The 15,229-nt window shown below is 69.3% G+C and carries 15 protein-coding genes; 9 read left to right on the forward strand and 6 right to left on the reverse strand.

Translation table 11 applies throughout. The features are described 5' to 3' along the window. Positions 1–173 precede the first annotated feature (173 nt). Complete coding sequence (locus tag IEZ09_RS01395; RefSeq protein WP_189251657.1) at positions 174–1,700, forward strand: M4 family metallopeptidase; 1,527 nt, start codon at positions 174–176, stop codon at positions 1,698–1,700. A gap of 65 nt (positions 1,701–1,765) precedes the next feature. On the opposite strand, the gene IEZ09_RS01400 is transcribed toward IEZ09_RS01395, so the two are convergent. After that, positions 1,766–2,215 (reverse strand): YybH family protein, encoded by a 450-nt coding sequence (locus IEZ09_RS01400; protein ID WP_189251658.1) that lies wholly within the window; start codon positions 2,213–2,215, stop codon positions 1,766–1,768. Positions 2,216–2,326: 111 nt separating this feature from the next. Here IEZ09_RS01400 and IEZ09_RS01405 point away from each other — a divergent pair, with 111 nt between their 5' ends. Both IEZ09_RS01405 and IEZ09_RS01410 read left to right on the forward strand, forming a co-directional pair. Further along, positions 2,327–2,701 (forward strand): YciI family protein, encoded by a 375-nt coding sequence (locus IEZ09_RS01405; protein ID WP_189251659.1) that lies wholly within the window; start codon positions 2,327–2,329, stop codon positions 2,699–2,701. Then, positions 2,698–3,876 carry an RNA polymerase sigma factor gene (locus IEZ09_RS01410; protein ID WP_229812150.1) on the forward strand — a complete coding sequence of 393 codons (1,179 nt, stop codon included), beginning with the start codon at positions 2,698–2,700 and terminating at the stop codon, positions 3,874–3,876. Before IEZ09_RS01405 ends, IEZ09_RS01410 begins: the two co-directional genes overlap by 4 nt. Here the strand turns inward: IEZ09_RS01410 and IEZ09_RS01415 are convergent. From IEZ09_RS01415 to IEZ09_RS01425, 3 genes are read right to left on the reverse strand one after another with little or no spacing between them, the layout of a single operon-like run. After that, the gene (locus tag IEZ09_RS01415; protein WP_189251660.1) at positions 3,848–4,540 is read right to left on the reverse strand and encodes a histidine phosphatase family protein; all 693 of its coding nucleotides are present in this window, start codon (positions 4,538–4,540) and stop codon (positions 3,848–3,850) included. The two genes, IEZ09_RS01410 and IEZ09_RS01415, sit on opposite strands and share 29 nt — an antisense overlap. A 10-nt stretch (positions 4,541–4,550) precedes the next feature. Next, complete coding sequence (locus tag IEZ09_RS01420) at positions 4,551–5,378, reverse strand: undecaprenyl-diphosphate phosphatase (RefSeq protein ID WP_189251661.1); 828 nt, start codon at positions 5,376–5,378, stop codon at positions 4,551–4,553. After that, positions 5,375–6,424: an LLM class F420-dependent oxidoreductase gene (locus IEZ09_RS01425; RefSeq protein ID WP_189251662.1), complete on the reverse strand. Its 1,050-nt coding sequence runs from the start codon at positions 6,422–6,424 to the stop codon at positions 5,375–5,377. The genes IEZ09_RS01420 and IEZ09_RS01425 overlap by 4 nt, the downstream gene beginning before the upstream one ends. A gap of 72 nt (positions 6,425–6,496) precedes the next feature. Between IEZ09_RS01425 and IEZ09_RS01430 the strand changes: the two genes are divergently transcribed. The 6 genes from IEZ09_RS01430 to IEZ09_RS01455 all read left to right on the forward strand — a co-directional run bounded on the left by IEZ09_RS01430 (position 6,497) and on the right by IEZ09_RS01455 (position 13,025). Further along, the gene (locus IEZ09_RS01430; RefSeq protein ID WP_189251663.1) at positions 6,497–7,462 is read left to right on the forward strand and encodes an aldo/keto reductase; all 966 of its coding nucleotides are present in this window, start codon (positions 6,497–6,499) and stop codon (positions 7,460–7,462) included. 193 nt (positions 7,463–7,655) lie between these two features. After that, entirely contained in the window at positions 7,656–8,312 is a 657-nt protein-coding gene (locus IEZ09_RS01435) for a YncE family protein (RefSeq protein WP_189251664.1), read from the forward strand. Then, a complete protein-coding gene (locus IEZ09_RS01440; protein WP_112225096.1) occupies positions 8,309–8,521 on the forward strand; it encodes a DUF5703 family protein in 213 nt (70 codons plus the stop codon). The genes IEZ09_RS01435 and IEZ09_RS01440 overlap by 4 nt, the downstream gene beginning before the upstream one ends. Before the next feature lie 240 nt (positions 8,522–8,761). Further along, the gene (locus tag IEZ09_RS01445; RefSeq protein ID WP_189251665.1) at positions 8,762–9,460 is read left to right on the forward strand and encodes a helix-turn-helix domain-containing protein; all 699 of its coding nucleotides are present in this window, start codon (positions 8,762–8,764) and stop codon (positions 9,458–9,460) included. Beyond that, a complete protein-coding gene (locus tag IEZ09_RS01450) occupies positions 9,373–12,399 on the forward strand; it encodes a WD40 domain-containing protein (protein WP_189251666.1) in 3,027 nt (1,008 codons plus the stop codon). Before IEZ09_RS01445 ends, IEZ09_RS01450 begins: the two co-directional genes overlap by 88 nt. Before the next feature lie 188 nt (positions 12,400–12,587). After that, positions 12,588–13,025: a hypothetical protein gene (locus IEZ09_RS01455; RefSeq protein WP_189251667.1), complete on the forward strand. Its 438-nt coding sequence runs from the start codon at positions 12,588–12,590 to the stop codon at positions 13,023–13,025. Here IEZ09_RS01455 and IEZ09_RS01460 read toward each other — a convergent pair. Further along, complete coding sequence (locus IEZ09_RS01460; RefSeq protein WP_189251668.1) at positions 13,022–14,101, reverse strand: hypothetical protein; 1,080 nt, start codon at positions 14,099–14,101, stop codon at positions 13,022–13,024. The two genes, IEZ09_RS01455 and IEZ09_RS01460, sit on opposite strands and share 4 nt — an antisense overlap. A 7-nt stretch (positions 14,102–14,108) precedes the next feature. Continuing rightward, entirely contained in the window at positions 14,109–15,218 is a 1,110-nt protein-coding gene (locus tag IEZ09_RS01465; RefSeq protein WP_189251669.1) for a hypothetical protein, read from the reverse strand. Between the last annotated feature and the right edge of the window lie 11 nt (positions 15,219–15,229).

The following is a 15,229-nucleotide window of genomic DNA, read 5'->3' on the forward strand; positions in this document are numbered from 1 at the left end:
CTCAATTCGTGAAGCAATCTCGGATTCTGGGAGTGGCCCTTCCCATGCACTCAGAGCAATACGATCACCACGCCCGGTCATCGAGACGAAGGTCGGGCTGTTCCACGGTGGTCGACCCGGCACCCCTGTAACGCCGGACCGATCGCTCCCTGCACCGGAACAAGGAGCGTTCCATGAAGCGCAAAACCCTGGGCATCACCACCGCCCTGATGTCCGCGGCGGCCCTGGCCTCCGCGGGCACGCTCGGAGCCAACGCGGCACCGCAGCCGGTGAACCCGCTGCTGGCCAAGCAGGAAGCACTGCACGCCGCGGCCGAGCAGGCGGGGACGATCTCCTCCGCCCTCGGACTGTCCGGCGGCGAGCAGCTCGTGCCGCGCGACGTCGTGCGCGACGCCGACGGCACGCACCACCTCCGGTTCGACCGGACCCTCAACGGGCTCAAGGTCATCGGCGGCGACATCGTCGTCGCGCAGAAGGCCGGCCAGGTCACCGGCGTCACGAAGGCGACAGAGGCCTCCCTCGCCGGCCTCGACACCTCCGCGCCCGCCGCCGCCCGCTCCGACGCGAAGCTCGTGGTCTTCGCGCTCGACCACGCCCCCGTGCTCGCCTGGGAGACCGTGAAGCACAGCGTGAAGGACGACCAGACCCCGAGCGAACTGCACACCTTCACCGACGCCAAGACCGGTGAGACGCTGCTGACCTACGACGACATCCACGTCGCCGAAGGCACCGGCCAGTCCACCTACAGCGGCACCGTCGGGCTGAACACCACCCAGTCGGGCAGCACGTTCCAGCTCAAGGACCCGGCGCGCGGCAACCAGGCCGTCAACAACCTCAACAACAGCTCCGGCACCGGAACGCTGTTCACCGACGCCGACAACAAGTGGGGCAACGGCACCTACACCGACAAGGCCACCGCGGGCGTCGACGCCGCCTACGGCGCCGCCCAGACGTGGGACTACTACAAGAACGTCCACGGCCGCAGCGGCATCAAGAACAACGGCGTCGGCGCGCTCAGCAAGGTCCACTACGGCAACAACTACGTCAACGCCTTCTGGTCGGACTCCTGCTTCTGCATGACCTACGGCGACGGCGCCCAGAACCGCAACCCGCTCACGTCCATCGACGTCGCGGCACACGAGATGTCGCACGGCGTCACCTCCGCCACCGCCGGCCTCGTCTACTCCGGCGAATCCGGCGGCCTCAACGAAGCCACCAGCGACATCTTCGGCTCCACCACGGAGTTCTACGCCGCCAACAGCGCCGACGCCGGCGACTACCTGATCGGCGAGAAGATCAACATCCGGGGCGACGGCAAGCCGTTGCGCTACATGGACAAGCCCTCCAAGGACGGCCGCAGCCTCGACTACTGGTCCTCCAGCGCGGGCAGCGTCGACGTGCACTACTCCTCCGGCATCGCCAACCACTTCTTCTACCTGCTGTCGGAGGGCAGCGGCCAGAAGACCATCAACGGCGTCGCCTACGACTCCCCCACCTACGACAACCAGCCCGTCACCGGCATCGGCCGCGCCAAGGCCGAGAAGATCTGGTACCGCGCGCTCACCACGAAGTTCACCTCCAGCACCAAGTACGCCGCCGCCCGCACCGGCACCCTCGCCGCCGCGGCCGACCTCTACGGCGCCTCGTCGCCGGAGTACGCGGCGGTCAACCGGGCCTGGGCCGCGGTCAACGTGAAGTAAGGACCCGCCACAAAGAAGACCGGGGCCCGGACCGCACCCCTGCACGGTCCGGGCCCCGGCACATGTCACGGCTCCAGATCGGTCGCCGCCAGGAACGACCCGTCCATGTGGAACGGCACCGACTGGTGCTCGTGCACCACCAGCCACCGCCCCTCGCACCGCCGCACCCCCACGGTGATCCGCATCCACATCGAGAACCCCTCCGGATAACCGACCGGCACCGCCGCCATCCGCGCCAGCCCGTGCACGAACCCCACGTCACCGGACACCTCCACCGACAGGTCGCGGTGCTCGACGGTGATCGGCCCGGTGAACCCCGCCATCCACCCCGCGAGCGCCTCCGGATCACGCGCGTCCACACCGGTGTTGCGCAGCGGCGGCGCCAGCGTGAACGTCACCGCGTCCTCGGCGAACCGCGCCACGATCCGCGCCGGATCCCGCAGCCGCATGCCCTCCTCGAGCTCGGTGAACAACGCCCGGATCCCGGCCTCGTCCCGCACCAGCGTGTGAGTCATCACGAACCTCCATCAAGTCGGCTGACACACCGGTGTCGAGACACGGCCCGCGGCCTCGACATGGCGGTGAGAGGATTTTTGGCGCCAGCCAGCCACGAGCGGAGGCCGGAAGTGAAGTACCTGATCCTGATCTACAGCAACCCGAAGTCGCGGGCCGCGTGGGAGAAGCTCACCGACGAACAGCAGATGCAGTTCGGGCAGGCGCACTACGACCTCACCGACAAGCTGCGCGCATCCGGCGAGCTCGTCGTCAGCGAAGGCCTCGCCGGACCAGAGACCGGCAAGGGCGTCAGCATCCGAAACGGCGAGGTCGTCGTCACCGACGGACCGTTCGCCGAGGCCAAGGAGTACCTGGCCGGGTTCTACCTCGTCGAGGCCGACACGATCGACCAGGTCATCGCCCACGCCGCCACACTGCCCGACGCCCACAACGACGGCATCGAGATCCGCCCGATCTTCGACATGTCCACGCTGGACGACATGTGAGGACCACCGCACGCATCGAGGGCCTGCTGCGCGAACTGGCGCCGCAGGTCCTCGGTGTGCTCGTGCGCAGACACGGCCAGTTCGACGTGTGCGAGGACGCCGTCCAGGAAGCCCTCCTCGCCGCCGCCCAGCAATGGCCCGACGAAGGCATCCCCGCCAACCCCAAGGGCTGGCTCATCACCGCGGCCAGCCGACGCTGGATCGAGCAGTACCGGGCCGACACCGCACGCCGCCAGCGGGAGGAGAAGGTCGTCGCACTGACACCTCCCCCACCCGACCCCGTGCCCGCGCAGGACGACACCCTCACGATCCTCGCCCTGTGCTGCCACGAAAACCTCACGACGGCCTCGCAGATCGCCCTCACCCTCCGCGCCGTCGGCGGCCTCACCACCGCGGAGATCGCCCGCGCCTTCCTCGTACCGGAAGCGACGGTCGCGCAACGCATCAGCCGCGCCAAGCAGAAGATCAAAGGAGCCCGGTTCCGGCCACCGAAAGACCTCACCGCGGTCCTGCACGTGCTCTACCTGATCTTCACCGAGGGCTCCACCGCCAGTTCCGGCGACGACCTCGTCCGCGTCGACCTCACCGCCGAGGCCATCCGGCTCACCCGCCAGCTCCACCGCAGAAGGCCCGACGACGGCGAAGTGACCGGACTGCTCGCCCTGATGCTGCTCACCGACGCCCGACGCCCCGCCCGCACCGACACCAACGGCGCCCTCATCCCCCTGTCCGAACAGGACCGCGACAAGTGGGACCGGCAAGCCATCGCCGAAGGCACCGAACTCGTCCGGCACGCCCTCCAGACCGCGCAAATCGGCCCCTACCAGCTCCAAGCCGCCATCGCCGCCGTGCACGCGGACGCCAAAACCGCCGACGACACCGACTGGCACGAAATCCTCGGCCTCTACGACCTGCTCACCGCCATCGCACCCGGACCCATGGTCGCCCTCAACCGCATCGTCGCCGTCGCCATGGTCCACGGCCCACAACGAGCCCTCGACGAACTGTCCACACTGGACCTCGACCACCACCGCGTCCACGCCGTGAAAGCACACCTCCTCGACCTGCGAGGAGACCACGACGCCGCAGCCGGAGAATACGAGAAAGCCGCCAAACTGACCCTGAGCGTGCCGGAACAGCGCTACCTCAGGTCCCGGTCGCGCCGCCCACGGTAGCGTCCGACGACGGCTCCTCCTGCGGCGGCGCCTTCGGCACCACACCCGACAGATCCCCGCCGTTGTCGTTCACCCGCAACACGAACGGCCGCGTCTGCGTGTACTGCACCACCGAAATCGAACACGGATCCACGACGATCCGCTGAAAACCGTCCAGATGCACACCCAGCGCGTCCGCCAGCACCGCCTTGATCACATCACCGTGCGAGCACAACACCCACACCGCACCCGGCCCGTGCTCCTCCGCGATCCTCGCATCGTGCGCCCGCACCGCCGCGACAGCACGCGCCTGCACGAAAGCAAGCCCCTCACCGTCGGGAAAAACCGCGGCCGACGGGTGCTGCTGCACCACCGCCCACAAAGGCTCGTTCAGCAGATCCTTCAACGCCTTGCCGGTCCACGCGCCGTAGTCCACTTCGGACACATCCGGCTCCGCCACCGCCTCCAGCGCACGATCCGCCAGCAACGGCGCCAGCGTCTCCTCGCACCGCTGCAGAGGAGACGACACCACCGCGCTGATCGGAACGTCCTTCAACCGATCCACGAGCGCCGCGGCCTGCGCCTGCCCGCGTTCGTCCAAACCGACACCCAACGACCGACCGGCGAGAACACCGGACCCGTTGGCGGTCGAACGAGCATGTCGAAGCAGGATCACCGTGGCCACGACACCCACCCTAGATGGGCTGCAGCAACCCCATCGACAGCAGCCCCATCAGCACCAGGCCCAGCATCAGCCGGTACCACACGAACGCCGAATAGGAGTGCTTCGACACGTACTTCAACAGCCACGCGATCGTGGCATACCCCACCACGAACGAGATCAACGTCGCCACGATCATCTGCGGAACCGACGCCTGCACACCCTCACCCGAGCGCTCCAGCACGTCCGGAATCGAGAACAACCCCGCACCGAACACCGCCGGAATCGCCAGCAGGAACGAGTACCGCGCCGCCGCCTCACGCGTCAGCCCCAGGAACAAACCCGCCGTCAACGTGCCACCCGAACGCGACACGCCCGGGATGAGCGCCAGCGCCTGCGCCAGCCCCATCCCGATCGCGTCCTTCATCCGCAGCTCGTCCCGCTGATGCTTCGCCAGCTGGTCCGCCAGACCCAGCAGCAGACCGAACACCACCAGCATCGTCGCCGTGATCCACAGATTCCGCGCCGACGTCCGGATCTCGTCCTTCAGCAGATAACCGAGAACCGAGATCGGCACGGAACCGATGATCACGTACCAGGCGAGCCGGTAGTCCTTCTCCTTGCGCGCCTCCGCGCTGAACAAGCCGCGGAACCAGGCGGCGACGAACCGCCCGATGTCCTTGGCGAAGTAGATCAGCACCGCCACCTCGGTACCCAGCTGGATCACCGCGGTGAACGAGGCGCCCGCGTCGTTGCCGAAGAACAGCGTCGACGTGATGCGCAGGTGCGCACTGCTGGAAATCGGCAGGAATTCCGTCAGTCCTTGGACCAGTCCGAGGACCAGAGCCTGCAACCAGCTCAACTACCCACTCCTGCCAGATCCAGAGCTTCGGCCGCGGTGCGAAGGCCCGCGATCCCCTGCTCGAGATCTTGCAGCATCGGCGAAACGGACAGCGTGGTGACCCCCGCGGCGGCGAGCGCCTTCATCTTGTCTGCTATGCGCTCCTTCGGGCCCAACAGCGACGTCGCGTCCAGGAACTCCAGCGGAATCGCCGCCATGGCACCGGTGTAGTCACGGGCCAGGTACTTCTCCTGGATCTCCTCCGCCTCAGCCGGGAAGCCCATCCGCACCATCAGGTTGTTGTAGAAGTTCTGCTTGCGCGAACCCATACCGCCCACGTACAGCGCCGCATACGCCCGCACCGGGTCCGCACACGCCTTCCAGTCGTCACCGACGATCAGCGGCGCGGTGGGCACGACGTCGAACCCTTCGAGGGTCTTGCCGACCTTCTCCCGACCGGCCTTGATGTTCGCCAGCGACTCACCCGAGTGCTCCGGCGAGAAGAACACAGCGAGCCACCCGTCCGCGATCTCACCCGCGAGCTCCAGGTTCTTCGGCCCGACCGCGGCGAGGTAGATCGGGATCTGCTCCCGCACCGGGTGCACCGTCAGCTGCAACGCCTTGCCAGGACCGTCCGGCAACGGCAGCGTGTAGTGCTCACCCTCGTAACGCAGCTTCTCGCGGGACAGCGCCTTCTTCACGATGTCCACGTACTCACGCGTACGAGCCAGCGGCTTGTCGAACCGCACACCGTGCCAGCCCTCCGACACCTGCGGACCCGACACACCGAGACCCATCCGGAACCGGCCACCCGACAGGGTGTCCAGCGTCGCCGCGGTCATCGCCGCCATCGCCGGCGTCCGCGCCGGGATCTGGAAGATCGCGCTGCCGACGTCGATGCGTTCGGTCTGCGCGGCCACCCACGCGAGCACCGTCGGCGCGTCGGAGCCGTAGGCCTCCGCGGCCCACACCACCGAAAAGCCGAGGCGGTCGGCCTCTTTGGCCAGCTCAAGGTTCGCGGCGTCGTTGCCGGCGCCCCAGTATCCGAGGTTCAGTCCGAGCTTCACGAGCCGAGACCCTACCGGTCAGTAACACCGATTGCCAGGCTCAGCCGATGATCACCCCTTAGCATCGCGCACGTGGAACAGCGATACCTCGGCCGCAGCGGCCTCCGCGTGTCCAGAACGGCACTGGGCACGATGACATGGGGCCGCGACACCGACGCGGACGAGGCCGCCACCCAGCTCATGGCCTTCGCCGACGCCGGCGGCACCCTCATCGACACCGCCGACGTCTACACCGACGGCGAAGCCGAACGCATCCTCGGCTCCCTCCTCGGCGAAGTCGTCCCCCGCGACGAACTCGTCATCGCCACCAAAGCCGTCGCCCGCCGCACCGAAGGCCCCTTCGGCGGCGGCGCCTCCCGAGGAGCACTGCTCACCGCACTCGACGGCTCCCTGCGCCGCATCGGCGTCGACCACATCGACCTCTGGCAACTGCACGCCTGGGACGCGGGCGTACCGATCGAAGAAACCCTCTCCGCACTCGACCACGCCGTCACCTCCGGCAAGGTCCGCTACGTCGGCGTCTCCAACTACAGCGGCTGGCAGCTCGCCACCGCCGCCATGACACCCTCCGCGCACCCGCTGATCTCCACCCAGGTCGAGTACTCCCTGCTCGAACGCGGCATCGAACGCGAGGTCGCACCCGCGGCCCTGCACCACGGCATCGGCCTGCTGCCGTGGGCACCCCTGGGCCGCGGCGTGCTGACCGGCAAGTACCGCAACGGCACGCCACCGGACTCCCGCGGCGCCTCCGCGCACTTCGCCGGCTACGTCGAACAGCACCGCAACGAACGCGCGGCCCGCATCGTGCAGGCCGTCGCCACCGCGGCGGACGGCCTCGGAACCTCACCGCTGTGCGTCGCGCTGGCGTGGGTGCGGGACCGGCCCGGCGTCGTCGCTCCCGTGGTCGGAGCACGTGACACGAACCAGCTGATCGCGTCGCTGGAGGCCGAGCAGCTGACGTTGCCACCGGCGATCCGTGCCGCGTTGGACGACGTCAGCGCCATCGAGCTGGGATACCCCGAGCGCCCGATGCCCTGATGTCTGGGAGGTTTTGCTGACTTGAGCGTAGCCGGGGTCGTGGGTGCCGGCTGGGTTTGTTTTTAGTCAACACTGAAGCTATAGAGCTAAATACCCAAGGCGGCCGAACGGGTTTCACCCCACCCCTTGCGTGACCTCCGACCGAACGTCGTGGATGCTGGTAGACCACGACGTATCTCAGGAGGACCCGATCTTGCGCCGGCTCGCTGCTCTGCTCTTGACCACCGCCGCGCTGACAGCGTGCGGACAGAGCGAGGGGTCCTCCGATCCACTGCAGATCGCGGAAACGCTCGAGGCCGCCAAGCCGGCCCACTCCCCCGCCCAGAACGGAACCGTCCCCGGCGACGTCACGCCCGGCGGATCGTTCACCGAGGGCGACACCACGCTGAAGTTCCAGGTCAACGGCCGCAAGGTCGAGCTCGACCGGCTGCGCAGCGCGGTGTTCGAGATGACCACCGACGACAAGGGCGCCGAGGTCAGGGGCGCGGGCCTGCGCGCGGGCGACGGCGCCACCAACGGCGTCGCCGACCGCTACGGCCGCCTGCTCGTCGTCGACACCCGCGGCGGGGAGTTCATCGCGTTCTCCGTCAATCCGCTGATCATGCGCCAGCGCTACCCCGTTCCCGGCGGCCCGTACGGCATCGCCTACGACGCCAAGCGCGACATCGCGTGGATCACGCTCACCGAGCGCAACGAGGTCGTCGGACTCAACGTCGCCGGTGGCGAACCGACCGAGAAACACCGGTTCCCCACCGTGCGTCAGCCCAACACGGTCAGCGTCGACCAGGAGACCGGACGCGTCACGGTCACGTCCGGCGACAACGGAGGGATACAGGTGATCTCGCCATGAACGAAGGGGTGATCGACGGGGACTGGGAGTACCGGCCGCTGCGTCTGCCGCCCGGCATCTCCCGCCGCACCGCGACCACGCAGCTGGCCATCCACGCCGAGTTCGCGGGCTGGGAACTGTCCCGCACGCTGCTCTACGGCGACGGCTCCCGCAAGGTCTGGCTCCGTCGCAAGCGCCAGCCCTCGCTGCTGCCGGGCCTGATCACCTGACGGCCTCGCACTCCCCCACGAAGCCCGCCGGAAAGCCCCGCTCGAACGGGGCCGCCGCCACCGCGCGCGCGACCGCTTCCGGCGGCAACACCACCTGAGCCGACGAGCTCGCTCCCTCACGCCCTGGCGTTTGAGGCTGCATCCACTTTTCTGGAACGCACTCCTGGTTGGTGACTGAATTCAGTCAACACTGAAGCCATCGTGAGTGACGAGCTGAACGCGGGTGGAAGAATCCCTGTCATGCCTCGCCCGGAGAAACCGCTCGACCCGTTCGCCGGGCCCGTCGAACAGTTCGCCTTCGACCTGCGCAAGCTCCGCGAGAAGGCCGGCTCCCCCGGCTACCGCGAGCTGGGCAAACTCAGCCACTACTCCCCCAGCACCCTCGCCGACGCCGCCCGCGGCCAGCGGCTGCCGAGCCTCGCCGTCACGCTCGCGTTCGTCCGGGCCTGTGGGGGCGACGAGGAGGAGTGGGAACGACGCTGGCGCGAGATCGGCGCCCAGGACACCGACCAGCCCAGGACGCCCTCCCCCTACGTCGGCCTCAAGGCGTTCACCGAGCAGGACGCCGACCGCTTCTTCGGACGTGAACGGCTCGTCGGCAAGCTGCTCGGCAAGCTCGAGCACCACGACACGGTGCTGGTCATCGGCGCGTCAGGGTCCGGCAAGTCCTCCCTGCTGCGGGCCGGCCTCCTGGCCCGCGTGCACGGCGAGCTCATCACCCCCGGCACCCACCAGATTCCCCAGACCGAAGCTCTGCTGGTCGTCGACCAGTTCGAGGAGATCTTCACGCTCCCCACCGCGACGAGTTCATCGCCGAACTCACGCGCCGCGAGCACCAGACCGTCATCGGCATGCGCGCCGACTTCTACGGCCACCTCGCCCGCTACCCCGCCCTCGCCAACGCCGTCGAGGACGCGCAGGTCCTGGTCGGCCCGATGACCACCGACGAGCTGCGCAAGGCCATCACCCAGCCCGCCGTCGAGGTCGGGTGCGCGCTCGAAACCGGTCTCGTCGCCCGCCTCATCGCCGACGCCACCGGCGAACCCGGCGTCCTCCCCCACGTCAGCCACGCGTTGCTGGAGACGTGGCACCGCAAGCGCGGCAACACCCTCACGCTCACCAGCTACCACGAGAGCGGCGGCATCGCCCGCGCCGTCGCCAACACCGCCGAGAACGCCTTCACCGGGCTCGACGAACGGCAACAGGCCCAGGCCCGGCAGATCTTCCTGCGCCTGGTCAACCCCGGCGACGGCACCGAGGACACCAAACGGCACGTCAAGCGGTCCGAGCTCGCGGCCGACGAGGTCGTCGAACACCTCGCCAACGCGCGCATCCTCACCGTCGACGACGACAGCGTCGAGATCAGCCACGAGGCCGTCATCCGCAGCTGGCCGCGTCTCAAGGACTGGCTCGCCGAAGCACGCGACGACCTCCGGGTGCACCGCAGGCTCACCGCCGCGGCCGCCGACTGGGAGGCGCACGGCCGCGACCCCGGCTCGCTCTACCGGGGCGTGCCGCTCACCAGGGCCACCGAGTGGGCCGCCCGCGAGCCCGGCGCCCTCAACGCCGAGGAACAGGCGTTCCTCGACGCCAGCAAAGCCGCCGCCCAGCACGACCTCGACACCGAGAAGCGCCGCACCACCACCCTGCGCCGCGTCGTGGCGTTGCTCGCCGCGCTGCTGCTCCTTGCCACCACCGCGACCGTGTTCGCCGTGCGCGCGCAACGGCAGACCACCGAGCAACGCACCATCGCACTCGCCCAGAAAGCCATCGCCGAGGCCAACGGTCTGCAGGACCGCGACCCCGGCCTCGCAAGCCAGCTCCGCCTCGCCGCCTACCGCCTGACCGGGCTCCCCGTCGCGCGCGACAGCCTGCTCAGCACGTTCGCCGCACCCCAGGTCACCGTCGTCCCCGGCCACACCGACGCGACGTCGTACGCGCTGTTCAGCCCCGACAACAAGCTCATGGCCACCGCGGCGGACGACAAGGCGCTGATCGTCTGGGACGCCTCCGACCCCCACCACCCCACCGAGCTCGGCCGCGTCCGCGCCGGTGACAACGCCACCCACAACATGGCGTTCAGCCCGGACGGCAAGACCCTCGCCACCGCGAACTGGGACGGCCGCATCCACCTGTTCGACCTCACCGACCCGCGCAAGCCCGTCGAGAAGGCCCGCGTCACCGGCCACGACGGGCAGGTGCAGGCGGTGCAGTTCACCCCGGACGGCCGCACGCTCGTCAGCAGCGGCCAGGACAGGACCATCCGGATCTGGGACATCTCCGGCCCCGCCACCCTCGTGCGGACCATCCAGGCCCACGACCAGCTCGTGCACGGCATCTCGCTCAACCGCGCGGGCACCACGATCGCCTCCGGCTCGTGGGACGGCACGGTCAAGCTGTGGGACCTCGCGACCGGCGCTCACCTGAGCACGATCGACCCCACCACCGGCCCGTTCTCCGTGGACGCCGTCGCCTTCTCGCCCGACGGCCGCATCCTCGCCACCGCCGCCGACAACGGCGACGTGCAGCTGTGGGACGTCACCGATCCGCGCGACCCGAAGCAGATCACCGTCGCCACCGGGCACCTCTTCTCCGTCCACACGCTGGCGTTCTCCCCCGACGGCAAGTTCCTCGCGAGCGGCGGCGGCGACAAGACCACCCGCGTGTGGGACGTCACCGATCCCCGCGACGTCCGGCTCGCCACCGCACTGGCGGGCCACACCGACACCTTGTGGTCGGTCAACTTCAGCCCCGACTCCCAGCGGATGGTCACCGCCACCACCGACGCCGAGGTCCGCGTGCTCGACCTGGCGAACCTCAACTACGCGCACCACAAGCGGACGGTGTGGAAGCTCGACTACGACAAGCGCGGCCGGTACTTCGCCACCGTCTCCTCCGACGGCACCATCAAGCTGTGGCGCCCGCAGGACCGGCACGCGGAGGAAATCGCCTCCCTGCCCAAGCTCACCCCTGACGACGAGGCGATCACCGTCGAGCTTCACCCCGACCGCGACGTCCTGTTCGGCTCCACCATGGCCGGCAACGTCCTGTGGGACGTCAGCGACCGGGACCACCCCCGTGAGCTCAGCAGGGCGATCACCAGCGGCGCGACGATCGTCGTCGCGGCCTTCAGCAACGACGGCAAGACCCTGGCCGCCTCCGACCAGAACGGCACGATCGGGCTCTGGAACGTCACCGACCCCGCCAACCCGGTGAAGACCGGCAGCTTCTCCGTGCCGAAGACCGACACCGTCTGGCAGATCGAGTTCTCGCAGGACGACCGCACCCTCGTCATCGCCAACGGCAGCCGCGAGCTCCAGCTGTGGGACGTCCGCAACCCCGCGGCGCCCCGCGCGCACCCGGCTCTGCGCACCGACGACAACCCGGACCCGATCCGCCGTGGCGGCCAGGCCGGGCGTGAAGAGGTCATGACCGTCGTCATCCACGGCACCGTCATGGCGTTCGCGAACATGGGCAGCAGCGGCGCCCTCTACGACATCAGCGACCCGGCCCAGCCGCGCAGGCTCGGCAGCCTGCCCAACGACGGCGGACCGCTGCAGCGCCTCGCCTTCTCTCCCGACGGCACGATGCTCGCGGCCGGCACGACCGACGACCTGGTCCGCGTGTGGGACGTGCGCGATGCCCGCAACTCCCAGCTGCGGGCAGTGCTGCACGGACACACGGAACGGGTGTGGGGCGTGGCCTTCGCGCCGGACAACCGCACCCTCGCGACGGCGGGCGCGGACCGCACCGTCCGCGTGTGGGACATCGACGTCGAGGCCACCGCGGCCCGCGTGTGTTCGACTACGACGCCGCACCTGTCCACTCGTCATTGGGAGCACTACTTCCCCGGCGTCGAGCCGAGGCCCCTCTGCTGATCAACACCTCTCTCCTTCCCTTTCGACCACCTTTGTAGTGCGGAAACGTTGTGCGGTGTCGATGTCGGGGCGTCGTACAACAACGTCCGCGCAACGAGGGTGGCCGACTGGGTGAAGGTGATGCTTCAGTCAACACTGAAGCAATAAAATGCACCGAACTGGTTGCAGATGTGATCAGATTCCTTGTCATGGAGCTCGTGCCGCACGATGTCGGGGTCGCGCACAGCGCACTGCCGCACGACGAAACGTCCGCCCGCGCCCTGCTCGCCGAAGCCGCAGCGCAGGGCCTGCACACAGTGGTCGTCACAGCCGAGGAAGGCGACGACCGCGCCATCGCCGTCCTGCGCGAACTGCGCGCGGAATGGCACACCGAGGGCGGTCGGATCACCGCCCAGCTCGACACCGACGCCCAGGGCCAGCTGGCGCACCTGTGGAGCCTGCCGGAGGAGGGCAGAGCCGCGTGGCTCGCGGCGTTCCCCCGCCACGACGACCCGAACTGGTGGATGCACCGCCTCCTGGTGCTCAACCACCACCCGGAGTGGGCACCGCTGAAGGACTGGCTCGTCGGCGAGCACGTCCGGCTGTTCGGCCGCCCGCCCGGCCGCGCCCGCCGCTCTCCCGTCTAGGGCAGGCCGAGGGGTTTCCGCGACCGGAGCCGCCGGAACCACGGCATGGGGTCGCCGTCCTGGGCGGCCCCATCAGGGCGCACGACCGCGTACGTCAACGCGTTCACGTGCGGCACGCCCACCGCGATCAGGTTCTCGTGCCTGCCCGCGATCCACATGACGCTGGTGGCGGCGATGTTCGCCACCACGTCGAGGACGGGGGCGGGGAAGCGCACCAACGCGGGGCCGCCGGGAAGTTCCGCGATCCCGGCGACGTGGTGCCCGGCCTTCTCCGGGAACAACCTGATCGGCACCGGTGTCCAGCACTCGGCGTGCTCCACGGCGCGTTCGGCCCTCCGCTGGCGTCGCATCGACGCGAGCAACATCGGGAAGTCCAGCAGCGGGAGAGCCACGAGCGCGGCCGTGACCAGGCCGGTCGGCGCCAGCGGAGACACGCTGAGCGCGACCAGCACGCCGGCGACCACGAGGGTGACGACGAACATCACCCAGGTCGTCTTGAAGACCCAGGTCGCGTTGATCACCTGCCGCACCGCCGGGTCGTCCCGGGGACGGCCGAGCGGGCGGTCCAGCCGCTCCTTCGCCCGGTACTCCCCCGTGCCGACCTCGGCGGGCCGCATCGCCGTGAACCCGGCGGCCCTGATCATCGCCCTGCCCTCGGCGTCCGGACCGCAGACGAAGACCTCTCCCCGGTCCAGCACCATGTCCGGCAGGTCGTGGAACGAGCCCTTGAGCACGAGCCCGTCGGCCAGCAGCACGTCCCATGGCTCGTCGTCGTTCTCGGCGACCGCGGCCGGCAGGCGCCGCCACGGCCCGTCCAGCAGGCCGCTCCGCTTCGCGCGGGTGCCCGCCATCCCGATCAACGGCCCGACCACGGTCATGAGCAGCAGGAACGCCAGCACGACGAGCGCGGCCACGTTGCCGGGAGTCATCGGCAGGAAGAAGCAGACGACGAACGTCAGGACCGCGATGAGCGAGTGGATCCGTTGCTCTGCGGGCAACCGCGTGTCGCGCAGGATCAGGCGGGTGGACCAGTCGTCGATCGCGGGCACGTCGGTCCGCGGTTCGAGGTAGTTCACGACTCCCCTAGCGCGGCAGGCCGCTGAAGTCCGGCTGGCGCAGACGCTGGATCCACGGGACCGGAGCCTCGCGCGGCGTGTCGCTGTCCGGCTGGATCGCCGCGATCGTCAGCACCGGGAGCCGGGGCAGGCCCACCGCGATCACGTCACCGTGCACGCCCGCGATCCACATGGTGCCCGTGTCGGCGATGTTCGCGATGACGTGCAGGGTCGGGTCGACGAACTGGACGAGCGCGAGCCGTCCGCCCTCCATGGTCGCGAGGCCGGCCACGACCGAGCCCGGCTTCCACGGGAAGAGCGTGATCGGCACCGAGATCCAGCGCTGCGCGGCGTGCAGCCCCTTGACCGCGTCGCGGTACCAGCGGCTCAGCTCGATCAGCGACGGCAGCATGAGCAGGGAGAGGACCACGACCAGTCCGCCGACGACGAGCCCGGCCGGGGCGATCGGCCACAGGCTCATCAGCACGATCACCACGCCGATCGCCGCGGGGATGGTGGCGCCCAGCGTCGAGCGGGTGCCCGCCACCACGCCGGAGAAGGCCTTGAGGACAGCCGGGTCGTCCAGCGGACGGCCGATCTCGTGCGGTTCCGCCGGCTCCTCGGCCACGAACTCGGCAGGCCGGGTCACCTTGGCGTTCGCCGTGTCGGCGAGGCCCGCGACCCGCACCACCGCCTTGCCGTTCGCGTTCGGTCCGCAGAGGAAGATCTCGCCCCGGTCGCGTACGACGTCCCGCAGGTCGTCGCCCATGAAGCTCTCGAGCACGACCCCGTCGGGCAGCTGGACGTAGACGGCGTACTTGTCGTCGGGGTGGTTCACCACGGTCGCCGGGCACTGCCGCCACGGCTCTTCCAGCAGTCCCCTGCGCACCGGCAGGGTCTCGACCCGGTGCATCACCGGGCCGATCGCACCCAACAACAAGAACAGCGACAACACCACGATCGCCGCGATGTTGCCGACCTCCATGGGCAGGAACAGGCAGCCCACGAGCCCGGCGAGCGCCACCAGCGCGATGATCGACAGCGTGCGCCGCACGAGCCCGAGCTCCTGCAGGATGAGGCCGGTGGACCAGTCGTCCTTCGCGGGCACGTCCGTCCGCGGTTCCAGGTACTTCAGCACCAGCCCCCCAG

It is taken from the genome of Lentzea flava (assembly GCF_014648475.1).
Taxonomy (GTDB): Bacteria; Actinomycetota; Actinomycetes; order Mycobacteriales; family Pseudonocardiaceae; genus Lentzea; species Lentzea flava.